Origin of the sequence: Vreelandella nigrificans (genome assembly GCF_002374315.1) — a bacterium.
Lineage (GTDB): Bacteria > Pseudomonadota > Gammaproteobacteria > Pseudomonadales > Halomonadaceae > Vreelandella > Vreelandella nigrificans.
Genome location: NZ_NWUX01000011.1, coordinates 1 through 23,840, shown reverse-complemented (window position 1 = coordinate 23,840; position 23,840 = coordinate 1). Strand labels below are relative to the sequence as shown.

20 protein-coding genes are annotated in these 23,840 nt (G+C 51.9%); 19 read left to right on the top strand and 1 reads right to left on the bottom strand.

The annotated features are described in order from the left end of the window. Positions 1–12: 12 nt before the first annotated feature. The 3 genes from CPA45_RS12850 to lgt all read left to right on the top strand — a co-directional run bounded on the left by CPA45_RS12850 (position 13) and on the right by lgt (position 2,899). Positions 13–1,206, top strand: coding sequence for a response regulator (locus CPA45_RS12850; protein ID WP_096651994.1), 1,194 nt, complete (start codon positions 13–15; stop codon positions 1,204–1,206). A gap of 13 nt (positions 1,207–1,219) precedes the next feature. Beyond that, entirely contained in the window at positions 1,220–2,017 is a 798-nt protein-coding gene (locus CPA45_RS12845; RefSeq protein ID WP_096651992.1) for a sulfite exporter TauE/SafE family protein, read from the top strand. A gap of 93 nt (positions 2,018–2,110) precedes the next feature. Beyond that, on the top strand, positions 2,111–2,899 hold the full coding sequence (gene lgt / locus CPA45_RS12840) for a prolipoprotein diacylglyceryl transferase (RefSeq protein ID WP_096651990.1): 789 nt from the start codon (positions 2,111–2,113) through the stop codon (positions 2,897–2,899). Positions 2,900–3,148: 249 nt separating this feature from the next. Here the strand turns inward: lgt and CPA45_RS12835 are convergent, their stop codons facing one another. After that, positions 3,149–3,454: a hypothetical protein gene (locus CPA45_RS12835; RefSeq protein WP_096651989.1), complete on the bottom strand. Its 306-nt coding sequence runs from the start codon at positions 3,452–3,454 to the stop codon at positions 3,149–3,151. 1,548 nt (positions 3,455–5,002) lie between these two features. On the opposite strand from CPA45_RS12835, the gene CPA45_RS12830 reads away from it, so the two are divergent. The 16 genes from CPA45_RS12830 (at position 5,003) to CPA45_RS12755 (ending at position 23,236) form a co-directional block, all read left to right on the top strand. Beyond that, positions 5,003–5,854 carry a thymidylate synthase gene (locus CPA45_RS12830; RefSeq protein ID WP_096651987.1) on the top strand — a complete coding sequence of 284 codons (852 nt, stop codon included), beginning with the start codon at positions 5,003–5,005 and terminating at the stop codon, positions 5,852–5,854. Beyond that, positions 5,851–6,393 carry a dihydrofolate reductase gene (locus CPA45_RS12825; RefSeq protein ID WP_096651985.1) on the top strand — a complete coding sequence of 181 codons (543 nt, stop codon included), beginning with the start codon at positions 5,851–5,853 and terminating at the stop codon, positions 6,391–6,393. The genes CPA45_RS12830 and CPA45_RS12825 overlap by 4 nt, the downstream gene beginning before the upstream one ends. A 16-nt stretch (positions 6,394–6,409) precedes the next feature. Next, on the top strand, positions 6,410–7,402 hold the full coding sequence (locus CPA45_RS12820) for a ProQ/FINO family protein (protein ID WP_096651983.1): 993 nt from the start codon (positions 6,410–6,412) through the stop codon (positions 7,400–7,402). A 261-nt stretch (positions 7,403–7,663) separates the two neighbouring features. Then, positions 7,664–8,698 carry a porin gene (locus CPA45_RS12815; protein ID WP_096651981.1) on the top strand — a complete coding sequence of 345 codons (1,035 nt, stop codon included), beginning with the start codon at positions 7,664–7,666 and terminating at the stop codon, positions 8,696–8,698. A gap of 353 nt (positions 8,699–9,051) precedes the next feature. Continuing rightward, on the top strand, positions 9,052–10,371 hold the full coding sequence (locus CPA45_RS12810; protein WP_096651979.1) for an oligosaccharide flippase family protein: 1,320 nt from the start codon (positions 9,052–9,054) through the stop codon (positions 10,369–10,371). A gap of 21 nt (positions 10,372–10,392) precedes the next feature. Continuing rightward, a complete protein-coding gene (locus tag CPA45_RS12805; RefSeq protein WP_096651977.1) occupies positions 10,393–11,067 on the top strand; it encodes a WecB/TagA/CpsF family glycosyltransferase in 675 nt (224 codons plus the stop codon). Positions 11,068–11,070: 3 nt separating this feature from the next. Beyond that, complete coding sequence (locus CPA45_RS12800; protein WP_096651975.1) at positions 11,071–11,712, top strand: glycosyltransferase family 32 protein; 642 nt, start codon at positions 11,071–11,073, stop codon at positions 11,710–11,712. Between the two features lie 63 nt (positions 11,713–11,775). After that, complete coding sequence (locus CPA45_RS12795; protein WP_096651973.1) at positions 11,776–13,074, top strand: hypothetical protein; 1,299 nt, start codon at positions 11,776–11,778, stop codon at positions 13,072–13,074. A gap of 38 nt (positions 13,075–13,112) precedes the next feature. Further along, positions 13,113–14,522, top strand: coding sequence for an undecaprenyl-phosphate glucose phosphotransferase (locus CPA45_RS12790; protein ID WP_096651971.1), 1,410 nt, complete (start codon positions 13,113–13,115; stop codon positions 14,520–14,522). A gap of 12 nt (positions 14,523–14,534) precedes the next feature. Continuing rightward, complete coding sequence (galE, locus tag CPA45_RS12785; RefSeq protein ID WP_096651969.1) at positions 14,535–15,563, top strand: UDP-glucose 4-epimerase GalE; 1,029 nt, start codon at positions 14,535–14,537, stop codon at positions 15,561–15,563. Between the two features lie 48 nt (positions 15,564–15,611). Next, positions 15,612–16,877, top strand: coding sequence for an O-antigen ligase family protein (locus CPA45_RS12780; protein ID WP_244287602.1), 1,266 nt, complete (start codon positions 15,612–15,614; stop codon positions 16,875–16,877). Positions 16,878–17,143: 266 nt separating this feature from the next. Next, positions 17,144–17,551, top strand: a complete 408-nt coding sequence (locus CPA45_RS12775; RefSeq protein WP_096651965.1) for a DVU3141 family protein — start codon at positions 17,144–17,146, stop codon at positions 17,549–17,551. Positions 17,552–17,673: 122 nt separating this feature from the next. Next, on the top strand, positions 17,674–19,347 hold the full coding sequence (locus tag CPA45_RS12770) for a polysaccharide biosynthesis/export family protein (RefSeq protein WP_096652190.1): 1,674 nt from the start codon (positions 17,674–17,676) through the stop codon (positions 19,345–19,347). Between the two features lie 72 nt (positions 19,348–19,419). Then, complete coding sequence (locus CPA45_RS12765) at positions 19,420–20,229, top strand: ABC transporter permease (protein WP_096651963.1); 810 nt, start codon at positions 19,420–19,422, stop codon at positions 20,227–20,229. 3 nt (positions 20,230–20,232) lie between these two features. Beyond that, positions 20,233–21,330, top strand: coding sequence for a KpsE/RkpR family capsule polysaccharide export protein (locus CPA45_RS12760; protein WP_096651962.1), 1,098 nt, complete (start codon positions 20,233–20,235; stop codon positions 21,328–21,330). A gap of 499 nt (positions 21,331–21,829) precedes the next feature. Continuing rightward, complete coding sequence (locus tag CPA45_RS12755; RefSeq protein WP_096651960.1) at positions 21,830–23,236, top strand: MBL fold metallo-hydrolase RNA specificity domain-containing protein; 1,407 nt, start codon at positions 21,830–21,832, stop codon at positions 23,234–23,236. Positions 23,237–23,840 lie beyond the last annotated feature (604 nt).

The window sequence follows — 23,840 nt, the reverse complement described above, 5'->3', positions numbered from 1 at the left end:
AGGACCCAAACTATGCAACCCTACGCGCGAGAGCACTTTTGGAATGCCGTTGTCTGGCCAATACTATGGCCTTTGCTGCTTGCTCAAGCCGCTCTGGTTATGCTGTGTGTGCTGGTTGGGTTATTTATCTGGGGTATGTCACCAAATCAGGTTTCCTGGAGCGCGACGCTTTGGCTTACCTTGGCATTACTATTGGGCAGCTGTATGAATGTTGGTGCCTTTCTGATGCTGTTAAAGACACGGGCTAAGCATAAGGACGCGCTGCTTATGGAAGGGCTAGCAGAGCTTGAGTGCAATGCTGAGGCGCTCTACAGCGTCGTGTCGCAAGCAGCACATAATGAACAGCCAGAACAGCCTTCAATACAGGCGCTCCAGATGCCTCTGCATCGCTTATCTGGTGTCAACCAGCGGCTTGCGGAGTTAGTACGCTTCAGAGGAAGGGTGTCTACAGCCCCTGTAGTCGCTGAGCAGACCAAGCATGAGAAAACGCTGTTGGACGACTTGCATCATCAACAGCAACAGCTAAAACACCTGATGGCAGGGCGTGACCGGGCAAGAGAAGAATCGCGCTTAAAGTCAGACTATCTAACGCTTCTTCAGCGTGAAGCCGATAGTCTGTTTGCCTACCTGAATGATTTAGTGCAGAAGGGTAGTTGCGAAGAGTGCCAGCAAAATATTAGCCATATGCAAAATCGGCTGGCCGACATCCGTGCCCTGCTGGCTAGCTTTGCCCAAGAAAGTCAAGAAGGCCAAGAAAGCTTTGGTAAAGTAGATGGTGGTGAAATATCGCCACCAAACGTTAAGCGGCAATTGAAAGTACTAGTAGTTGATGATGGCCCGGTTAATTTGATGTTGGCACGCCAAATGTTAGAGACCCAGGGGTTTTACGTTGACGGGGTAAGTAGTGGCGAGCAAGCGCTGGAGCGACAACAAACCACATTTTATGATTTGGTATTTTTGGATATTTTTATGCCAACCTTAGATGGCTTTGAAACCGCTCGGCGTTGGCGTAACCATGAGCGTGCAAACAATAGCCCTCGTAGTGTGCTGGTCGCTCTTACGGCAAATGTTGATAATGCTGGTCGTGGCATCTGTGAATCCTCTGGGATAGACGATGTGCTAGCAAAACCCTACCAACCTGAAACACTAGTGGGCATGATTACCAAGTGGGTGCCTACCGCTAATAACGAGACTTCTTCTTCATGACAGTAATAGCAATATGACAGCAATAGCGATTATTGCGGGTTATTTAGCGTTAGGTGCAGTGGCGGGCACAATGGCTGGTCTATTTGGTGTAGGCGGTGGCCTTATTATTGTGCCAGTACTGGTGTTCGCCTTCGGTATCCAAAACGTCGCCCCTGAAATTACGATGCACTTGGCGGTAGGCACTTCGTTGGCCACTATTGTGGTGACAGGGGCATCTTCAGCGCTTGGTCATTTTCGTAGAGGAAGTGTATATCGCCCATGGTTTATGGCGTTACTACCAGGGTTGATGTTGGGGGCGATCGGCGGCGTGTTTATTGCTGGTAACTTATCCGGCACGGTGCTGGGTACACTATTCGGCATCTTTGTGCTGCTACTGGCGGCCAAGATGGTGTTGGGTCTTAACCCCAAGCCAGGGACGGTACAGCCGGGTCGGACTGCAATGGTGGTTGCAGGCGCTGTTGTCGGTGCAGTTTCCGCGCTTTTTGGCATTGGTGGTGGAGCGATGACCGTTCCATGGCTATCGCGTTGTGGCGCTTCCATGACCCAGGCCGTAGGAACTTCGGCTGCCTGTGGTTTGCCAATCGCTGTTGTGGGGGCCCTTACGTTTATCATTGTTGGTTGGGGGCATCCGCTGCTACCGCCGTGGGCCACCGGTTTTGTCATGTGGCCTGCATTTCTAGGTATCGTGCTAACTAGCGTACCCTTTGCTCGGCTAGGGGTAAGGCTTGCCCATGTATTGCCTAGCCAAGTGTTACGCTTCTCCTTTGCAGGGCTTTTGAGCGTGGTTGGCCTGCGTTTTATCTTTGCATAAGGGTTTGTAACACACTTATTTCTGAACCACTTTCATGAAGCAACGTCTGCTTTCTCATTGGCTGCCTTACTTCTTTTCGCTTAGAGATTTTTAATGATCAACTACCCAACGATAGACCCAGTTGCGATTTCACTCGGCCCGCTACAAGTGCATTGGTATGGCCTAATGTATGTGGTTGGCTTTGTAGCTGCATGGTGGCTCGGATGTAAGCGGGCATCGCGCATAGGGCTAACCAAAGATGATATTAGCGACTTGATGTTCTACTGCGCCGTAGGCGTGGTCGCCGGTGGCCGCCTTGGTTATGCGCTGTTTTATGGTTTGGGGCAGTGGTCAGCAGACCCGCTGTGGATCTTCCGCGTGTGGGATGGCGGGATGAGCTTTCACGGAGGGCTGCTAGGTGTCCTGCTTGCCGCATGGCTCTTCGCTCGTCGCAAACAGCTGGCGTTTTTTACCCTCACCGACTTTATTGCACCTCTGGTGCCAATTGGTTTGGGGGCAGGGCGCATTGGTAACTTTATCAATCACGAATTGCCTGGGCGGGTTACATCATTGCCTTGGGGAATGCCATTTCCTGGTTTGGGACCGGAGCCGCGTCACCCCTCCGCGTTATATGAAGCGGTGCTGGAAGGCTTAGTGCTGTTTGTAATCCTGTGGTGGGTGTCAGCCAAGCCCCGCAAGCGTGGTCTAGTGTCAGGGTTATTCCTGATTGGCTACGGTGTGTTCCGCTTTATGGTGGAGTTTGTACGCCTGCCTGATGCTCATATCGGCTTTATTGCTTTTGATTGGTTCACCATGGGCATGCTGCTGACGCTACCAATGATTTTCTTTGGGCTAGTGTTAATAGCGTGGTCGCGGAATAAGCCTATCGACGCCAAAGTTTAATATGCTGATCGGTGGCGCGTAGGTGCCACCGCCCGCGGGTGCCTCATATCGTTCGTCCCTCACGAGATTCGTTACCCGCGCTACAGTACGCAATGGGCTGGGCTTGTAGCGCGGGTAAGCCTACGGCGCACCCGCGACCAGGCCGCGGTGCTGGAGTTGGTGAATAACCCTGGGTACCCAATCGGGCCGTAGGTGCCACCGCCCGCGGGTGCCTCATACGTTCGTTCCTCACGAGATTCGTTACCCGCGCTACAGTACGCAATGGGCTGGGCTTGTAGCGCGGGTAAGCCTACGGCGCACCCGCGACCAGGCCGCGGTGCTGGAGTTGGTGAATAACCCTGGGTACCCAATCGGGCCGTAGGTGCCACCGCCCGCGGGTGCCTCATACGTTCGTTCCTCACGAGATTCGTTACCCGCGCTACAGTACGCAATGGGCTGGGCTTGTAGCGCGGGTAAGCCTACGGCGCACCCGCGACCAGGGCGCAGTGCTGGAGTTGGTACATAACCCTGGGCGCCCAATCGGGCAGTAGGTGCCACCGCTCGCGGGTGCCTCATATCGTTCGTTCCTCACGAGATTCGTTACCCGCGCTACAGTGTGTAAGGGCTTGAGCTTAAGGGAGTTGTAGCGCGGGTAAGCCTACGGCGCACCCGCGACCAGGCCACGGTGCTGGAGTTGGTGAATAACCCTGGGCGCCCAATCGGGCCGTAGGTGCCACCGCTCGCGGGTGCCTCATATCGTTCGTTCCTCACGAGATTCGTTACCCGCGCTACAGTATGCAATGGGCTTGGTTTGTAGCGTGGGTAAGCCTACGGCGCACCCGCGACTAGGCCGCGGTGCTGGAGTTGGTACATAACCCTGGGCGCCCAATCGGGCAGTAGGTGCAACCGCCCACGGGCGCCTCATATCGTTCGTCCCTCACGAGATTCGTTACCCGCGCTACAGTACGCAATGGGCTTGGTTTGTAGCGCGGGTAAGCCTACGGCGCACCCGCGACCAGGCCGCGGTGCTGGAATTGGTACATAATCCTGGGCGCTCAATCGGGCATTAGGTACCACCGCCCGCGGGTGCCTCATATCGTTCGTCCCTCACGAGATTCGTTACCCGCGCTACAGTACGCAATGGGCTTGGTTTGTAGCGCGGGTAAGCCTACGGCGCACCCGCGACCAGGCCGCGGTGCTGGAGTTTGTGAATAACCCTGGGCGCCCAATCGTGCAGTAAGTGCCACCGCCCGCGGGTGCCTCATATCGTTCGTTCCTCACGAGATTCGTTACCCGCGCTACAGTATGCAATAGCTTGGGCTTAAGGGGGTTGTAGCGCGGGTAAGCCTACGGCGCACCCGCGACCAGGCCGCGGTGCAGGAGTTGGTGGATAACCCTGGGCGCCCAATCGGGCCGTAAGTGCCACCGCCCGCGGGTGCCTCATACGTTCGTTCCTCACGAGATTCGTTACCCGCGCTACAGTATGCAAGAGCTTGAGCTTAAGGGCTGTAGCGCGGGTAAGCCTACGGCGCACCCGCGACCAGGCCGCGGTGTTGGAGTTGGTACATAACCCTGGGCGCCCAATCGGGCCGTAAGTGCCACCGCCCGCGGGTGCCTCATACGTTCGTTCCTCACGAGATTCATTACCCGCGCTACAGTGTGTAAGAGCTTGAGCTTAAGGGGGTGTAGCGCGGGTAAGCCTACGGCGCACCCGCGACCAGGGCGCGGTGCAGGAGTTGGCGGATAACCCTGGGTGCTCAATTGGGCCGTAGGTGCCACTGCCCGCGGGTGCCTCATACGTTCGTTCCTCACGAGATTCGTTACCCGCGCTACAGTATGCAATAGCTTGGGCTTAAGAGAGCTGTAGCGCGGGTAAGCCTACGGCGCACCCGCGACCAGGCCGCGGTGTCGGGGGTGGTGAATAACCCTGGGCGCCCAATCGGGCAGTAGGTGCCACCGCCCGCGGGTGTCTCATACGTTCGTTCCTCACGAGATTCGTTACCACGCGCTACGAGAGGGCTCGATATGTGCCTCGTATCGTTTCTGCCTGTGTGGGTGGGCTAGACCGTTGCTTTATAGCGGCCTAGAATACATTTCCAAATTGCCTGTAACTCTGGAACTTCTGTGACTGCTACAACGCCCGCGCCAACGAAGGATACGCCGCCAGCTACTGCTGCGCTTGAACAACCCTACCTTGATCTGATGCGCACTGTTTTGGAGCACGGCGTTGACCGTAATGATCGCACCGGAGTCGGTACGCGCTCGGTATTTGGCCACCAAATGCGTTTCGATCTCTCGCGAGGCTTTCCGCTGTTGACCACGAAAAAGCTGCATTTACGCTCTATCATTCATGAGCTTTTGTGGTTTTTAAAAGGCGATACCAATATTGGTTATCTCAAAGAAAACGGCGTAAGAATTTGGGATGAGTGGGCGGATGAAAAGGGCGACTTAGGACCGGTATACGGCTACCAGTGGCGCAGTTGGCCTAGCCCCAAAGGTGGCAGCGTAGACCAAATTACCAATGTGCTAGAGCAGATTCGTACAGCTCCTCAGTCACGTCGCCTGATTGTTTCTGCCTGGAACCCAGGCCAAGTAGATGAAATGAAGCTCCCGCCGTGCCACTGCTTATTCCAATTTTATGTGGCAAATGGCCGCCTTTCCTGTCAGCTTTACCAGCGTAGTGCAGATATTTTCTTAGGTGTACCGTTCAATATTGCCAGCTATGCGCTGCTGTTGTGTATGGTTGCCCAGGTAACGGGGTTAAAGCCAGGCGAGTTTATTCACACGCTTGGTGATGCCCACTTATATAGCAACCATATAGAGCAAGCCCAAGAGCAGCTAGCACGTACTCCCATGTCACCGCCTGCGCTTACGCTTAACACTAGTGTTGCAAGCTTATTTGATTTTACTTTTGACGATATCCAAATCACAGGATACGAATCGCATCCCCATATCAAAGCAGAAGTGGCCGTATGACCCCCTCAGAAAATACATTTGAGTCATTAGTGCCGGTAGCCATGATAGTCGCGATGGCAAAAAACCGAATTATAGGGGTAGACGGAAAATTGCCCTGGTACTTGCCTGAAGATTTAAAATTCTTTAAGCGTATGACGCAGGCTAAGCCGTTGGTGATGGGGCGTAAAACTTACGCTTCTATTGGCAAGCCGCTACCTAATCGGCTTAATATTGTGGTAACGCGTGATACAAGCTTCCAAGCAGCAGGCACGCGGGTATGCCACGATCTCTCCGCCGCGCTGGAGCTGGCTGATCAGCAGGCTACCATCGAAGCGGCTGAAGAAATTATGGTGATGGGAGGCGGTGAAATTTATCGTCAAGCGCTTCCTTTCGCACAGCGGCTTTATATTACAGAAGTGGATATTGACGTTGATGGCGACGCTGCTTTCCCGGAGTTTTCCTTAGATGATTGGCGTGAAGTGCAGCGAGTAGCGGGTAAGCCAGCGGAGGGGCAGCCCCGGTATGACTTCGTCGTATACGAGCGCTTAACGACTGATTAGGTCAAAGGAGGGGATCATGACCGCCAGCGTACTGCACTTATTAGAGTCACTAGAGGCACGGCTTGAGCGAACAAAAGCCGAGCTAGACGCACTGCGAGAAGAAAATGCTCAGCTTAAGCAGCAGTTGGCTGCTCAGCAGCGCGCTGCTAGTGATAAAAGCGACGAGAGTACGCAGCGTCATGCTGCCTCCTTTCATAGCCAAGGGGATGAGCATAGCCCAGGCCATGAGGGAGATGGTTATGAGAAGGATGGTCATGATGGAGATGGTGTCGTAGCGCCTGAAGAGTCCCATCAGGAGTCTTGCCAAGCCGAGCCCGAGGCTGCTGTAGTTCAAACAGCAGCACCTCAGACTGTCGTACCTCAAACCGAAGCACCTCAAACACAGGCATCCCAGGTCCCTGTATCCCAGGCTCCGTCGCCTCAGGCGTTACTGAAACAGTGGTATCAACGCTACCCGAAGGCCTTCTTTAAAGGGCATACCAAACCGCTCAAAGTTGGCATACATCATGACCTCGCTCAGAGCGAGCCATGGTCTGGCAAGCTGATTCGTCGAGCGTTGGCTAATTACGTGAACCTACCCCGCTATGTAAAATCGATGCGTGAAGGGGCTGAGCGTGTTGACCTGGACGGTAACCCAGCAGGAAAAGTCGATAAAGAGGCTGCACTGCATGCCCGAGAGCGGCGAAAAGAGCGGCCAGTCACTGAAGCGTCTAACGCGACACAAAACTCTGTGGCAACAAACTCTGTGGCAACTCAGAGGAACGCTGCTAAAATAAAGTCTGCTGCTAGCTCCTCTTTTCGGGGGGAGGGTGTTCAGGGTGAAAGCAATCGCAATTCAAGCAAGAACCATGCAGAAGTAGAAGCAGTAAATACAGAAGTGCGCGCAGAAGTGAAAACGAGCCATACAGAAAAGAGTGGCCAAGCAAAATCTCATGGTTTGGGAAATGGTTTGGGAAATAGCTTAGAAGAGAAATTGAAGGGTCTTCAGCAAAAATTTAAAGCGCACTGAGACCTACTAAACCCGCTTGGGTTCCGCAAAAAAGCGCAATTCGTAAAAAAACACTGTTTTTTTCTATTGCGTTCATAGGAATCCCAGTATAAAGTTTGACCTGCGAGCATTGGAATATAACAAGGCTTAGCCGAGGTTGTGCCACATACCCCGGGAAAAACCGGAGGATGCGAAAAAGAGCGCGACCCGCGAGCCACCTGCAGGTTTATTTAAAACCTGTAGCAACGATCGAAACAGTAAGCTAGTTAAGGAACCTATACCATGAAAAAGACACTTTTAGCGACTGCTATCATTGGCGCCCTGGGTGCCTCTGCTGCCGCTCAAGCAGCAACTGTATATGACCAGGACGGTACCAAGCTTGACGTTTACGGCCGTATCGCTATGGGTATCGCCGGTGGTGGCCCCGATTTCAACGATGAAGGTCAAGAAATTGACAACAGCGCTGAATTCGTAGACGTTTTCTCTCGTCTTGGTCTGCGCATGAGCCAGGAAGTTAACGCTGACCTGACTGCTTTCGGTCACCTCGAGTGGCGTTTCCGTGCTGACGAGCGTCGCACTGGCGAAGCTTTCCGTGAGACTCGTCAGAGCTACATCGGTCTGCAAAGCAAGCAGTACGGTACTGTTCAAGGCGGTAACTTCGACAGCTTCTACAACACCTTCGTATCTAAGCCGTTCGATGTTTACATCGACAAGGGCCTAGAGTTCGCTGGTCATCCGAAGCAGTCTCGCGGCGACTCTATCGGTTACTACACTCCTGAAATCGAAGGCTTCACTGCATTCTTGCAGCTCAAGCACTACAGCGAGCGTGGCGAACTTGAGCCGGTTCGTGATGAAGGTAACGTAGTTGCAGCGCAAGGTGGTGTTCGTTACGAGCAAGGCCCGATCACTGTAGGTCTGGGTTTTGTTGACGACGTAGTGCGTGGCGGCGGTAACGGCAAGCTGATGGGCGGCCTGATCGGTTCTTACGCGATCAACGACCAGTTCTCTGCTCGTCTGGGCTACGAAGGTCGTAAAAACAGCGATACTCGCGGCGGCGGCTACGACACTTGGGGTCTGGGTGGTACTTACACTACCGGTCCTTGGGCATTCAACGTTGATTACTACCACATCGATCGTGATGGTAACGTAGACAACAGCAATGCATGGTCTGCTGGTGCATACTACAAAGTTTCCAGCAACTTTGACGTGTTTGCTGAAGTTGCCGACGGCGACGCACCTCGCGTTGACCGTGACGTCACTCTGGGCGACCTGACTGACAACGTATACTGGCTGACTGGCGCTCGTTACCACTTCTAAGCCTGGCCAAAACGCCTTGCTTTAAGTTGTAACACTGCCAAAAAGCAGAAAAGAAACCGACCTCATTGGGGTCGGTTTTTTTCTTCATGCCCGACACAACTTAGATGCGTACTATTCGGGCGCTGTTTTTGTCAGACTGTTTTTGTAAAGCTGTTTTACAAGGTAAGCTTGTAGGAGCGGGTTTATAAAAGCTGGTTTATAAAAGCTGGTTTATAAAAGTGACTTTATAAGAATAGATGTATAAGACCGGGTTTGTGTGATTGGATGGGGAGGGGAATAGGCAGGCTCGCTATTCTCATGCAGTGGCTCTGCGCCCCCACAAGTCAATAAATTGACTGCTTTGAGATTCATGGATGATTAATAAACTGTTGAAGAGTCAGCTTCTGACCACTTTTGGTGCCAGAGGTTTGGCAGCAGGCGGTACCTTTTTGCTCTCTTATGTTCTGGCCACGTTTGTCAGCGTGCAGGCATTTGGGGCATTTATGCTGTGCCTGTCTATCATGATTGGCGTGCAGGTATTTGCTAGCCTGGGTACCGACAGGGCAACCTTGAAGTACATGGGTATTGCTACGTCAAACAATAACAGGCGCGAAGTTGCGTGGATTTATAAGCACGTAATGCTCGTCAATATTGTGGTTGGCTGTCTTTTGGGGGGGGTGCTTTGGTTTGCCGCTCCAGCGCTGTCGGCTGTGTTGCTTTCCGCTACTGACAATGCCGTTGAAACGTTGAGAGTCACTGCATTACTCTCACCTTTGTACAGCGTCATTTATCTCTGCAATTTCCTGATGAAAGGCTGGGGTAAGGCAAATATTTCCTGCCTGTTCGAGATCGGCTGTATTTCCATTGTTCTAAGCGGCGTCGTGGTGATTTGCGCTTTTCTGGGAATAACGCTCAGTGCACTGGCATTAATGGCTTCGCTAGCCTGTATCTTGCTGGGCTATCTTGCTATTGCTTTATTTATCGTCTTTCTATTTTACCGTAACAGCCAACTGGTAAATAAAGAAGGCGTCAGCTTCACAAAAGGGTTTTATCGTAGCTTGCCCGACTTCTTACTAGTGGGAATTATTTTCTATTACACTCAGTGGGGCGTAGGCATCGTGTTGGGTTTTTTTCACAACGAAAGTGATGTCGCCATATTCAGCCTAGGGCTGCGCCTAGCCATGATCATTGGCTTCATACTGACAGTTTATGACAGTATCCTGGGGCCGCGTTTTTCAAGGCTGCACCACGAAGGTAACAGTGATGGCTTGAGAAGTCTTGCCCAAAAAAGCGCTTTTCAGATGACCTGTTTTTCGCTGATCCCAGCCATCTTTTTTGTTATATGGCCCGAGTCCATACTAATGCTGTTTGATGCTGACTATAGTGGCGCAACCAGCGTTCTGAGAATTCTGGTGGTAGGTCAGTTGATTAATGTGATGACAGGCTCCGTCATACTGCTACTTTTGATGGTAGACCAGCAGCAGGCCGCTCGAAATATACTCATATGGTCCGTAGTGGTGGGTGGTATTGCATCGCTGCTACTGATTCCTCGCTACAGTGCCGAAGGTGCTGCTTACGCGCTGCTAATATGCTTGTTGCTACAAAACGTTGCTGCTGTCTATGTAGTAAAAAAGAAGTTCGGTTTTCTAATGACCGACTGGCGACATGTCGTATCGCCACGAAGTCGTGCCTGAATTAAATGATGGTGAGTTTTGATGATTAAACTTGAAAGCGAGTTTCAACTTGAAGAGGGGGTGGATTATAGCTTTATTAACCCCTTTTCATTAGGAGTAGTGGCGCAAACGTTTAATGAGCAAGAGTGTAAACGTATAAGATTCTATGCTGACGGTATTGCTGTTGTCGCCTATGCCCGTCTGTTCAAAAGCAAGAAGATTGTACGTACTAGTTTTGATGATACGTCTATCGCTCCCATCGTTTTTAAGCATGCAGTAGAACACGGCCGTACTGTTTCGCTGGTAGGGGGTACAGCAGAAAATATTTGCCAAGCAGCGCAGCTACTTAAAGAAAAGTATCCTGGCTTATCTATTGCCTTCGTGAGGTCCGGCTATTTCGCTAGTCCCGAAGAGTATCAGCAGTGTCTTGAGAGTGCTGCGCATTCCGATATCCTGGTCGTTGGCATGGGGGCGGGTAAGCAAGAGCGTATGCTACTTGATCTTCGGGAAGCGGGGTGGAAAGGCACGGGCTTTACCTGTGGGGGCTACCTTGACCAGTTCGTTCATGCTAAAGGTCAGCTCTACTACCCAGCTTGGGTGGATAAGCTGAACCTACGCTGGTTATACCGCATGCTAAAGGAGCCTAAACGCCTACTAAAGCGCTATCTGAAAGATTACCCCCATAACCTGATCAAATACGGAAATAAGATAGAGTGAATTATGATTCCTAAAAAATTACATTTTTGCTGGTTTGGCGGTAATCCCATGTCGACGCTCTACAAGGAGTGTATAGCGACATGGAAACAGAAAATGCCTGATTTCGAGATCATTGAGTGGAACGAAAGTAACATCGATAAGAGCAATCCGTTCATAGCGTATTGTTTGGAGAATAAACGGTGGGCCTTCCTTTCAGACTACGTACGCATGGCAGCCTTGCACGAGCAAGGAGGGGTTTACCTGGATGTCGATATGGAGGCTGTTCAGTCGCTAGAGCCTCTGTTGGATTGTAAGTGCTTTCTCGGCTACGAGGATAAAGACCGTTTGAATACCGCTGTCATTGGCGGTGTGCCTGGGCACCCATTCTTCAAGAACGCCATGGCGTTGATCGAAGAGCGCCACCAGCAGAAGAAGCCTTTTCTTATTGCACCAGAGGTAGCGAATGCCTGTGTAGAAAAGGATGGGAATGATATCGAGGTGAAGCCTTGGCACTTCTTTTATCCCTATAATCCATACGCCAAGGTCCATGACCGCAAGCAGCTTATGCACTGCTATATCGAAAGTGACACCTACCTGATCCACCACTGGGGGAAAGGCTGGAAAATGGGCGTGGTCGAGAAAGTATTGAGAAAACTCTTTAAATAAATGCCTGTGCAACACAAATGCCAGGGATTTTAATTTGTTGTTCGAGGCTCTTGGGAGTAAGGGATGCAACGTCGTCATCCGTATGAAGGCACATACTTGATCTATCTCAGTAAGGGCCGGTCGCTTGTGGCAATGCTGCTGATGGTTGTTATTCTGGGGCTGGGAGTTGTTGGAGTGTTCTCGCCCTATGATTACAACGTGTTGCCAGCGGTTCCTGTGCTGGAGGTAGTAGTGCTATTACTCTCCGTTATGGTGTGTCCACCCAAAAGTCGGGTTTCTTGGTTATTTGTACTGGTGGCGGGCGCTTACCTAGCTATCACGTTTGGCATTGCCTACTTCGTCAGTCGTTCTCATATATTGGATTACATGCAAGCCTACAAGGCGTTTTTCTATGTAGTGCTTTTATGCTCCTTCATCGGAGAGCCGCTATTCAAAAAAGAGCACATGGCCAAGTTTTTTTACTTGCTGCTGGCTCTTTTCTTTATTAAGTATAGTTATTCACGACTGATTGGCCTAGATGCATGGGTCAGCTCTCGGCCGGGTATTTTTACAGAAAATAATTTTGAGCTGTTGTTCCTGATACTACTGTTTTATCTGGTGCTGCCTGATATCCGATGGAAAGGTGTTTCATTTGTCACGGTTATGCTCATTATCTTCTTGTCAGGTTCGCGAAGCGCCTTTCTTTGTTTTCTAGTCATCTACTTTTTCAGTGTATTCAGGTTGGGGAAGGGGTTCATAAAACAGTGGCTATTGTTGTTTCCGCTGTTAATCGTGTTGGTATATGGCATCGCCAATGATCGAATGAATATCTCTATTGGAGGTGACGGGCTCGAAGAGCTTTTATCAGAGCCTGATCCGCCTGCGTTAGATACCCCTCCTGGCTTAGAGGCGGAGGGCGGAGGCATTCGTTCTTTGCTGGAGCGTGGTGCCTCCATCGATAGGGTGCGGTTCCTCCTATACTTTCTAGATGATACAGAGGAGTGGCGTTGGTGGAATGTCATGCTTGGCACGCAGCCGTTGACACCCCTATCGCCAGAAACCTGTGAGGCGCTCTCCTTCTGGAGCGACATGTACAGCTTTTCAGGAGATGGCAGTTGTTACTCGGTTATCCTGCATTCCTACATCATACGAGTTATTTTCGACCATGGTGTGCTTGGGCTTGTGTTCCTGATGTCATTCACCGTGTGTGCTCTTAGAAAGAGTGGCTATACATGGATGGATACCTTGTGTGTGCTGGGTGCTTTACTTGCGTCGTCGCTATCTGTTTCTGCCTTTAATAGCGTCTTCGCTATGCTCTCAATGATCTTTTATCTTGGGCAAGAGCAAGGGAAGAAGCGATTGATAAAAGATATATACAGCTAGATGCAAGTCATTCATAACTAGACTATAGAGAACGAGATATGCACTCAGAGAGCAAGCCGAGAGCCGCTCAGAAGCGAGGAGTGATTTTTTCAGAGCGCTACCCGCCCAAAATTATTTTCCCGGTATTCGACTTGCTGGTAGTACTGCTATGTGGCGTACTGGCCTACCTGCTTCGATTCGGCACTATACACCTGCACGAGCGCTATGCACTGGCTCTGTTCTGTATGTCGCTGTTGGTTGTGGTAATCAATAACTCAACAGGAAGCTACAAGCGTTGGCGGATTTCATCGACCTTTTACATCGTGACCAAACTAATGCTGGTCTGGCTGGTGGTCGGTATTATTGTTACCTCGATCATCTATTTTGCTCACGCTGCTGAACGTTACTCCAGGCTGTGGGTTGGCCTGACGCTGCTGCTCTCTTTTCTGCTCGCAGCGAGTGCTAGAGCATTGGTGCAGTATGGCCTGCGCCGCATTCGCATTCGTGGTGGCGCCCGGCGGCCAGTATTTCTGGTGGGCCCCTCAAAGAATGTACTGCACGTCGCCCGTGGTATACGGGCAGCTGCCTGGGAAGGGCACTCTATTGCGGGTGTTGAGCGCCTGAATGGCGTGCCTTGCCAAGAGCAGTTGGAGAAAATTGCTGCCAGAATTAGCGACTCCGGTGCCGCTGAGGTTTGGATCTGTGTGCCGCTGGAAATGGGCGACACGGTTCACAGCCTATTCTATGTGCTGCGTAACCATACTGAAGAGATACGCCTTATCCCTGAGTTCAAGGATATGCGCTTGCTTAACCACCGTACCAGTGAAGTGGCCGGGCACTTAGCGATAGACCTAAGTGTTTCGCCTATCAGTGGTATGGCCAGGTTTGTAAAGCGAGCCGAAGATATTGTGCTGGGTGGCCTGATAACACTAATGATTGCCCCTATCTGCCTGGTGATTGCGGTATTGATCAAGCTCACATCTCCTGGTCCGGTTTTGTTTAAGCAATATAGAACGGGGTCGAATGGGAAGGTGTTTAAAGTCTACAAATTCAGATCAATGAAGGTGCATCAGGAAAAAGATGGAGCGGTTACTCAGGCGACAAAAAACGATAATCGCCTAACCCCTATAGGCGCCTTTTTGCGGCGCACTTCGCTAGACGAGCTGCCACAATTCTACAATGTGCTGCAGGGGCGCATGTCAATTGTAGGGCCTCGGCCCCATGCCCTGGCGCATAATGAATATTACAAAGAGCTGGTAGAGTCCTACATGCGTAGGCATAAAGTGAAGCCCGGTATTACCGGCTGGGCACAAGTGAATGGGTTGCGTGGAGAAACAGATACGCTGGAAAAAATGCAGCGGCGCGTCGAATACGATCTTTGGTATATCGATAACTGGTCGGTTTGGTTGGATTTAAAAATTATTTTTATGACGGTCTTTAAGGGCTTTAAGCATGCAAATGCTTACTGATGTCGTGACGCTATGATTTTATTGACAGGCGGCACTGGCTATATCGGCTCACATATAGCGGTTGAGTTGCTCCAGACGGGGCATCAGGTTGTTCTTCTGGACGATCTCTCTAACAGCGACCGTTCTGTTGTGGCGCGTATTGAAAGCATTACCCAGCTTGAGCCACTCTTTTACCAAGGGGATGTGCGCGATAGCGCGCTGCTGGCAACTATTTTTAATACCCACCAGATTAGTGCTGTTATTCACTGTGCTGGCCTGAAGGCGGTTGGCGAGAGTGTTGCCAAGCCCCTGGCGTACTATGATGCCAATGTCTTTGGAGCCATCGCCCTGTGTCGTGCCATGGAGCAGGCTGGTGTGAAGAAGTTGATCTTCAGCTCATCGGCCACCGTCTACGGTGTTGAAGCAGAACCGCCGTATGTCGAAACCATGACAAGAGGTCAATGCACCAGTCCGTATGGCACCTCCAAGGCCATGGTTGAAAAGGTGCTCGAAGACCTAAGCAGCAGTGATCCGCACTGGTCCATTACTATTCTGCGTTACTTCAACCCGATTGGTGCGCACCCTTCGGGCTATATCGGAGAGTCTCCTCAGGGTATTCCCAACAATCTAATGCCCTATCTCGGCCAAGTGGCTGCTGGAGTGCTGCCTGAGCTGATGATCTACGGTAATGATTACCCCACTGAAGATGGCACCTGCGTGCGTGACTACTTACATGTGGTAGATCTTGCGGTTGGGCACCGTATGGCACTGCAAGCCTTGGAACAGCCCGGTGTGAGCTGCTTCAATTTAGGTGCGGGAAATGGCGTCTCAGTTAAACAGATGGTCGATACCTTTATGGAAGCCACAGGGGTAACCGTGCCTTATCGCTTTGCTCCTCGGCGCGAAGGGGACTTGGCCGCGTTCTGGGCCAGTGCCGAAAAGGCACAGCGTGAGTTGGGATGGCGGGCGGAAAAAACGCTGATGGACATGATGCACGATACCTGGCGGTGGCAGCAGTTCGTAGCGAAGGAGGCCGCTGGGAACGGCAGCGGTTTATGCTAGTATCGCTTCCTCGCTGGGTGCCAGCCCGTCATTAAAAGGATGTGCGCTTTGAAATTGGTTTCTGATCCTCATAGTGAGGAAAATCACGGCAATATACCGCAGCTATATACCAGTGTGGCGGTATTTCTGCTAGGTGCTCTTTCACTGGTAGTGCCCAGTGGTTACTCGGTGGGTGCCGTGCTGTTATTGCTGGGTGGGCTTGCGGCATTGGTCACCGGAAGGGTGTCTGCGCTTTCGAAAGAAAGCTGTTGGGTAGTCGCTGCGCTGCTTTGCTACGCCTTGATTGCGATTGCTGAAGTCTGGTGGGATGGCCAGGGTAGCAGAGGGCTCGACAAGCCCAGCCGTTTCCTATTGGCGATACCGGCGCTACTATGGGTGTTGCGCGCTCCGCCGCGGCTTGAGTTTCTCTGGAGCGGATTTGCGTTAGGCGCACTGTTAGCTGGCAGTTGGGCTGCTTGGCAAAAACTGTTTGTCGGTATTGATCGAGCCCAAGGACATACCCACGTTATTCAGTTCGGTAATCTAAGCATGTTGCTGGGCGTGCTATGTCTGGCGGGCTTGGGGTGGGCTGTGGCGCACCCTCATCGCCGGGCTTGGGTCTGCTTGCTTTCGCTGGGTGCGTTGGCGGGTATTCTTGGCTCACTCTTCTCTGGCAGTCGCGGTGGCTGGGTTGGCTTCCCCATTGTGTTATTGGTGCTTTACCGTGCCTACGGTACTCATTTGGCTACCCAGTTGAAAGTGCTGGCTGTGGGAATAGTGCTACTAGGTGGCTTGATTGCTTACGCTGTGCCTCAAATAGGGGTTCAAGGGCGAGTCCATCAGGCAGTGGAGGATATTGGGTTATACATTTCTGGTGAAAATCGTGGCACTTCGGTGGGTGCCCGGTTTGAGATGTGGCGTGGTGCAGCACTACTGATTCAGGAAAAGCCCATTACCGGCTGGGGCTCTAGCGGCTATAAGTCTGCCATGTGGCAACTTGGCGAAGAGGGTGTTATCCATACTGAAGCCGCTCAATATGGTCATGCTCATAATGAGTTTGTAGATGCCTTTGCTAAGCGAGGAATTATTGGTTTATGTGCTTTATTAGCACTTTACTTTATTCCTATGCGCCTTTTTGCCCGCCAGCTGCACGCGCAAAACCTAGCAACAAGAAGCGTAGCAACTGCGGGAGTTTTACTCCCTGTTACGTACATAGACTTTGGCCTTTCCCAAGCGTTTCTTACCCATAATAGCGGGGTGATGATGTACGCTTTTATTTTGGTAGTGTTGTGGGGAGTTATTGTTAATCAGTCCAAAATATCAGAAAGAACTTAACCTTCCAGTAATGAGAAAAAGATTAAGTTGTTAAGCACATGCCGATCAAAAGATCGGCATGTTTGTTTCAGCCATTCGTTAGCAGTCAAAGAGCATTAATTTGTTGTATAAGGCTTGTCAATGTAGAGCCAAACAAGCGAATACCTTACAATGGCGTGTGTATTTTAATAGCACAGGTTAACTAATTTCATCCGCACAGCGTAGGGCAAGGGAATGCGCCCGTTATAATCCCTGGGCGGTAGCGTGCCTTTTTAATGGAAATCATAATGTTAGATACCCCTACTTACGTATCGCGGTCAGCTCGCATGCTGTTGGCAGCGTTAAGCGTTGCCGTAGTTAGCGGCTGCGCCACCAACTACCCCTCTGGTAGCTCACAACAAACTGCCCAGTACGTGCTCACTAACGATGCTGCAACGCTGCTGGGAGACGAATCACTCAACCGCTTTCTATCACAGGCGCCTGCCAGCGGCGTTCATACCATGGCGCGCAGCCCATGGGGCGATAATGTCGAAATTGTCGCTGAATCTGCCTACCTGGCTGCTAGTGGCCGAAAATGCCGGCAGCTACGCGTAATAGAAGCAACAGGAAGTACGCGTACAGCGCTGGTGTGTGAAACGCCAAACGGCTGGGTAAACCAGCGTCTTGTGACTCAGGTAGTAAGGGGGCGCTCCTAATGAAGATGATGCTGCCGATATCCCAGGTTCCTGTAGAAGCTCCTGTAGATGTTCCTGTAAAAGCTTCTTTAGCGGCTTCTCTAAAAGCGTCGTTAAAATATAGCGTACTTACCGTCACGTTAATGCTAGGTACACTTGTGGCGGGGGCTGCCTCAGCACAGTCACTTAGCCTTGCTAACACTGTTTTGCCTGAGCAGAGCGGAAGAAGTGGGCAGAGCGGCCAGCAGCAAGAGGAAGTAGATGACACTCCCCGTGCCGACTGGCGTAGTGGCACTTACGGACCTGTCTCCTTGCCGACGCAAAGTCTTGATGAGCTACCACCGTTTGGGGCTAACTTATTCACCGGTGGCTTCCGCGGCGCCATGGGTGATGGCCTAAATGCAGACTACCGAGTTAAGCCCGGCGATCAGGTCACCGTACGCGCCTGGGGGGCATTTGAGTTCGACCGAGTACTACCGGTAGATGCCCAAGGTAATATTTTTATTCCTGGCTCTGGCCCGTTGAACGTACAAGGGCAAAATAGCCAGCAAGTTGATAATAGCGTCCGCCGAGCGATTACCTCGGTATACCCTGATAACGTAGAGGTCTACACCAACCTCCAGGGCGTTCAACCAGTTGCTGTATTTGTAACGGGCTATGTTGAAAACCCAGGCCGCTATGCTGGTACGCCCAACGACTCACTACTTTACTTTCTTGATCAAGCTGGTGGCATCGACCAAGACCTAGGTAGTTATCGCCAAATACGGGTAGTGCGCAACGACAGCACTGTAGCCACCGTTGATCTTTATGACTTCCTGATTAACGGCACTATCGCTCGTCCACAGTTCCAAGACGGCGACACTATCGTTGTGGAAGAGCGTGGCCCGGCAATTGCGGTTGGTGGTGATGTGCATCGGGAGCACCGTTACGAGCTAGTAGGCAGCCGGCTGAGTGGTGCTGAAATAGTGGCTCTGGCCCGTCTACGGAGTGGCGTATCCCACGTGCTGCTACGCGGCGATCGTGCAGATGGCCCCATCGCACAATACTTCCCCATCGATATGTTTTATGGCCAAACCATTCGCAGTGGTGATGAAGTACTGTTCAGCGCTGACCAGCGCAGCGAAACCATCGTGGTTGAACTGGAAGGCAGCTACTACGGCCCATCACGTTTTGCACTACCTCGCGACGCACGGTTAAGTGAATTGCTGGACGCCATCGCTGTGCCAGAAAACATGACCGCCGTTGAAAGCATCTCCCTCCAGCGTGAAAGTGTTCGCCAGCAGCAAGCGCAGTCACTTCAAGATAGCCTGCGCCGCTTGGAGACTACCTACCTGGGTGCCTCATCGCGTACTGATCAAGAAGCGCAAATCCGCCTTCAAGAAGCTGAGCTGATTGAGCGCTTTATCGAACGTGCCCGTGAGCTAGAGCCAAGCGGCCGACTAGTTGTTGCTTCAAGCGATGGTATTTCTGATATTCGCTTGCAGGATGGCGATATCATCACCATTCCTGAAATTAGCGACTCCATACTCATTAGCGGCGAAATTCTCGTTCCCCAAGCGGCCGTTTATCGCCCAGGGATGAGCGTGATCGATTATGTAGAAAGTGCCGGTGGCTTTACCGAGCGTGCGGATAAAGACCACATCCTGCTGGTTCGCCAAAACGGTGCTGTTGAGCATGCTCGCAACTCGCCGCTGCGCCCAGGGGATGAGATCCTCATCATGCCCAGAGCACCAACTCACAACCTACAGTTAGCATCCACACTTGCCCAGCTTCTGTTCCACATTGCCGTTACCACCCGAGTCGCATTGGATTTGTAACAGATGAGGGGTGAATGCCCCTCTACCTGACACCTCCATGCATCCACTCTTCATCAATTTAAAAGTAGTGCTATGGCTAATGTAAAAGGGGCGCCAAAAGGCGCCCGCACGCCTTGGCAGGTAACGCGTAGCGTATGGTACGCCATGTTCATGCGGGAAGCGCTTTCGCGCACCATGGCTGACCGTATGGGCTGGTTCTGGATGATTTTCGAACCTGTCGCCTTTGTGGGCATTATGGTTTCCATACGCAGCTTTATTCGCGGCGGCAGGTTAGTCGTGAATGCTGAATTTATCCCCTGGCTTATTGCCGGCTTGATGGGGTTTATGCTGGTTCGTGAGGGAATGCTGCGTGGTATGGGGGCTATTGAAGGCAACAGTGCGCTTTTCGCCTATCGCCAAGTACAGCCTGTGGACCCAGTGCTGGTGCGCAACTTTCTAGAGGGTGCGTTGCGCAGCCTGGTTTTCCTGATCTTTATTGGTGGCGGGCTGATGCTGGGGTTAGATATGTACCCAGATAACGCCGTACGTGTAATGGCCGCGTGGTTATCTTTATGGTGCCTCGGGCTAGGCCTGGGGCTGGTGACCTCTGTAGCGGCAACACTAGTGCCAGAGGTTGGTAAGGTAATCCGTATGTTATCTTTGCCCCTGATGATTTTATCTGGGGTAATTGTTCCGTTAAATAGGTTGCCTCATTGGCTGCTTGAATACCTGATGCTCAACCCCATTCCCCATGGGTTGGAAACACTTCGGCTAGGTTTTTTTGAAACCTATCAGGTCGTTCACGGCACCAGCATGCTCTATTTCTGGTTATTCACTCTCACACTAATTTCAGTAGGGCTGCTGATGCACCTGCGCTTTGTTGATCGGTTAAAGGCGAAATAATTCATGCAAGCTTCATTAGGTCGTTTTGTTAAAACGTCGCCGCACTGGGCTATTGCCATTGCCGCTATTCTGGTCGTCTCTTTTTACTGGTCTGTTTGGGCAGAAGAGCGTTACGTTTCTCGTGCCACAGTGGTGTTGGAAAGCCCTCAAGTAGCTACACCAGAATTTAGTTTTGCCTCGTTAATGGGAGGCGGTGGCGGTAGCTCAGCTGATCTTCTACTACTGCGTGAACATTTGCTCTCAGTCGATATGCTGCGGTTACTTGATAAGCAGCTAGGTATTCGCCAGCACTACAGTGAGCACGGCGATTTCTTTGCCAAGCTTCGCGATGCTGATGCACCCATTGAAGATCTGCACAAATACTATCTGCGCCGCGTAAAGGTAGACCTGGATGAGTATGCCGGTGTACTCAATATTCAAGTGCAGGGCTACACGCCAGAGTTTGCCCACGACATGGCAACGCTGCTGCTGGAAGCTGGCGAAAACCACATGAATGAGATGGGGCATCGGCTAGCAGACGAGCAAGTGCGTTTTCTCGAGCAGCAGATGGTACGTTTAGAAGAGCGCTTTAATGAAACTCGCACCCAGTTGCTCGATTTCCAAAATGAGTACGGCCTAGTATCGCCAACCTCAACAGTTGAAAGCATTAACCAGGTGGTTGCCACCTTGGAAGGCGATTTAGCGCGCCTACAGGCACAGCGCAACGCATTATCGAGTTTCCAAAGCGCACAATCTGCAGAGATGCGCCAAGTAGAGCGTAATATCGAAGCGCTCCGTGACCAAATCATTGAGCAGCGTGACCGGCTAGCGCAAGCTGCGGGCAACTCGCTCAACCGCGTTTCCGCAGAGTATGAAACCTTAGAGCTACAGGCCCAGTTTGCTCAGGAAACCTATTCAAGCGCACTTGCCGCGCTGGAAAACACACGCTTAGAATCTGCGCGGCAGCTCAAGCAGGTTAGCGTACTGCAAAGCCCGCTTTTCCCCGAGTACCCGACAGAGCCTAACCGCCTTTATAACAGCAGTGTATTCGCTATCATCACCATCTTCCTGGCCTTTATCCTCAGCATGATCATCATGATCGTGAAGGACCACAGGGATTGATAGGGAGAAGGTGATAGCCCCGGTACTGCTACGCCCGCGGGTGCGCCATAGGCTTACCCGCGCTACAAGCACTCTAGATTCAAACTATTGCATTACTGCAGCGCGGGTAACGAATCTCGTGAGGGACGAACGATATGAGGCACCCGCGGGCGACGGCACCTACCGCCTGACTGGGCGCACCAAGGTTATTTATCAACCCTGGCAATGCTCTCGCGGGTGCGCCATAGGCTTACCCGCGCTACAAAACCTTTAGATTCTAACTATTGCATACTGTAGCGCGGGTAACGAATCTCGTGAGGGACGAGCGATATGAGGCACCCGCGGGCGAAGGCACCTACTGCCTGATTGGACGCACCAAGGCTATTTACCAACCCTGGCAAGGCTCTCTCGGGTGCGCCATAGGCTTACCCGCGCTACAAAACCTTTAAGCTCAACCTTATTACACCATTTGTGGCGGCAGTGAAGCCGCCAACTAACGCCACCGAAAAAGGAATTTTCGATGCTAGATATTATCCACCACGGTGGCACAACCGGGGTAACGGGTAGTTGCCACCAGCTCATACTCGACAGCGAACACTCACTGCTGGTGGATTGTGGTCTCTTCCAGGGTGAAGACGCCACAGAAGATAGCTTCGAGCAATTACAAATTGAGTTCGATATCAGCACCGTTAAGGCACTGATCATCACTCACGTACATATCGACCATGTAGGAAGATTGCCTTACCTGTTGGCCGCAGGTTTTACCGGACCAATCATCTGTTCTATTCCCTCGGCCAAGCTGCTGCCACTAGTCATTGAAGACGCTCTAAAAATCGGTTTCACTCGTAATGCGCAGCTAATCCAGCGCTTTCAAGCTCAGCTGGAATCCCAAATCGTCAGCGTTCCTTACGGCAAATGGCATAACGTGGCTGAAAAGGGCGTGAAGGGCGAAATCACCACCCGTATCAAACTCAAACGTGCAGGCCACATTCTCGGGTCCTGCTACGTAGAAGTTGCCCACCAGTATGCTGGTGGTGAAAAAGAGCGGGTGATATTCAGTGGAGACCTAGGTGCCCCCTATGCGCCGCTACTACCTGCACCGCAGTCGCCCTACGGCTGTGAGCAGTTAGTACTGGAAAGCACCTACGGCGACCGCCAACACCCAGACCGACGCCAACGCTGCGCCACGCTGAAAAATGCCATAGAGCAAGCGCTTATTAACGGCGGCACAGTGATGGTACCTGCCTTCAGCATAGGCCGCACCCAAGAGCTACTCTACGAATTAGAGGGCATTGTGTTTGACGCCAAACGCAAGGCCAAGAAAGGGCAGTGGCAAGACCTGGAAATAATTGTCGACTCGCCCCTTGCCGCCCGTTTTACCCATGTTTACCGTCAACTAAAACCCTTTTGGGACAAGGAAGCCCAGCGGCGCCTACGTAGTGGCCGTCATCCGCTCAATTTCGAAAACCTCTACACAGTAGAAAGCCACGAAGCTCACGAACAAACCGTACAGTACTTAGCGAAAACTGGTCGCCCGGCGGTTGTTATTGCCGCCAGCGGTATGTGCGCAGGCGGGCGCATTATGAATTACCTAAAAGCCATGCTAAGCGATGAGCGCCACCAAGTATTGTTTGTAGGCTACCAAGGTGCAGGTACCCCAGGGCGGGCTATTCAGCAATACGGCCCGCAGGGCGGCTGGGTAGAAATAGATGGCCAACGTATCGACATTAAAGCAGGCATTACCACTATTAACGGCTACTCTGCCCACGCCGATCAAAAAAACCTGCTCAATTTCGTAAAACGTATGCGTCGCTGGCCGCACACTATCCGTCTGGTACACGGTGAAAACACCGCCAAAACCGCACTTAAGCAGGAACTGGAAGCAATGTACCAGCGCAAAAGCAAACAGATAAACATAATCATGTAGCGTGGCGTAACGAAATTATGGGGCACCCACTGTTGCACAAAGCCCCGCGGGTGCGCCGTAGGCTTACCCACGCTACAAAACCTTCAGATTCAACTTATTGCATACTGTAGCGCGGGTAACGAATCTCGTGAGGGACGAACGATATGAGGCACCCGCGGGCGGCGGCACCTACCGCTGATTGGGAGCACCAAGGTTATTCACCAACCCCGGCACCGCTGCGCGCTGCCCCGCGGGTGCGCCGTAGGCTTACTCGCGCTACAACACCTTCAGATTCAACTTATTGCATACTGTAGCGCGGGTAACGAATCTCGTGAGGGACGAACGATATGAGGCACCCGCGGGCGGCGGCACCTACCGCTGATTGGGAGCACCAAGGTTATTCACCAACCCCGGCACCGCTGCGCGCTGCCCCGCGGGTGCGCCGTAGGCTTACTCGCGCTACAACACCTTCAGATTCAACTTATTGCATACTGTAGCGCGGGTAACGAATCTCGTGAGGGACGAACGATATGAGGCACCCGCGGGCGTGAACTGCCCCCCGAAAGTTGGACACTTTACTCCAACCTTCGAGGCACTCGGGTGAGAAATAAATATACTGAACGCT

Bases quoted from the DNA above. Each gene is read 5' to 3' on its own strand.
- CPA45_RS12850 (WP_096651994.1), top strand. From the start codon at position 13: ATGCAACCCTACGCGCGAGAGCACTTTTGGAATGCCGTTGTCTGGCCA.
- CPA45_RS12845 (WP_096651992.1), top strand. From the start codon at position 1,220: ATGACAGCAATAGCGATTATTGCGGGTTATTTAGCGTTAGGTGCAGTG.
- lgt (WP_096651990.1), top strand. From the start codon at position 2,111: ATGATCAACTACCCAACGATAGACCCAGTTGCGATTTCACTCGGCCCG.
- CPA45_RS12835 (WP_096651989.1), bottom strand. From the start codon at position 3,454: ATGAGGCACCCGCGAGCGGTGGCACCTACTGCCCGATTGGGCGCCCAG.
- CPA45_RS12825 (WP_096651985.1), top strand. From the start codon at position 5,851: ATGACCCCCTCAGAAAATACATTTGAGTCATTAGTGCCGGTAGCCATG.
- CPA45_RS12820 (WP_096651983.1), top strand. From the start codon at position 6,410: ATGACCGCCAGCGTACTGCACTTATTAGAGTCACTAGAGGCACGGCTT.
- CPA45_RS12815 (WP_096651981.1), top strand. From the start codon at position 7,664: ATGAAAAAGACACTTTTAGCGACTGCTATCATTGGCGCCCTGGGTGCC.
- CPA45_RS12810 (WP_096651979.1), top strand. From the start codon at position 9,052: ATGATTAATAAACTGTTGAAGAGTCAGCTTCTGACCACTTTTGGTGCC.
- CPA45_RS12805 (WP_096651977.1), top strand. From the start codon at position 10,393: ATGATTAAACTTGAAAGCGAGTTTCAACTTGAAGAGGGGGTGGATTAT.
- CPA45_RS12800 (WP_096651975.1), top strand. From the start codon at position 11,071: ATGATTCCTAAAAAATTACATTTTTGCTGGTTTGGCGGTAATCCCATG.
- CPA45_RS12795 (WP_096651973.1), top strand. From the start codon at position 11,776: ATGCAACGTCGTCATCCGTATGAAGGCACATACTTGATCTATCTCAGT.
- CPA45_RS12790 (WP_096651971.1), top strand. From the start codon at position 13,113: ATGCACTCAGAGAGCAAGCCGAGAGCCGCTCAGAAGCGAGGAGTGATT.
- galE (WP_096651969.1), top strand. From the start codon at position 14,535: ATGATTTTATTGACAGGCGGCACTGGCTATATCGGCTCACATATAGCG.
- CPA45_RS12775 (WP_096651965.1), top strand. From the start codon at position 17,144: ATGTTAGATACCCCTACTTACGTATCGCGGTCAGCTCGCATGCTGTTG.
- CPA45_RS12770 (WP_096652190.1), top strand. From the start codon at position 17,674: ATGCTAGGTACACTTGTGGCGGGGGCTGCCTCAGCACAGTCACTTAGC.
- CPA45_RS12765 (WP_096651963.1), top strand. From the start codon at position 19,420: ATGGCTAATGTAAAAGGGGCGCCAAAAGGCGCCCGCACGCCTTGGCAG.
- CPA45_RS12760 (WP_096651962.1), top strand. From the start codon at position 20,233: ATGCAAGCTTCATTAGGTCGTTTTGTTAAAACGTCGCCGCACTGGGCT.
- CPA45_RS12755 (WP_096651960.1), top strand. From the start codon at position 21,830: ATGCTAGATATTATCCACCACGGTGGCACAACCGGGGTAACGGGTAGT.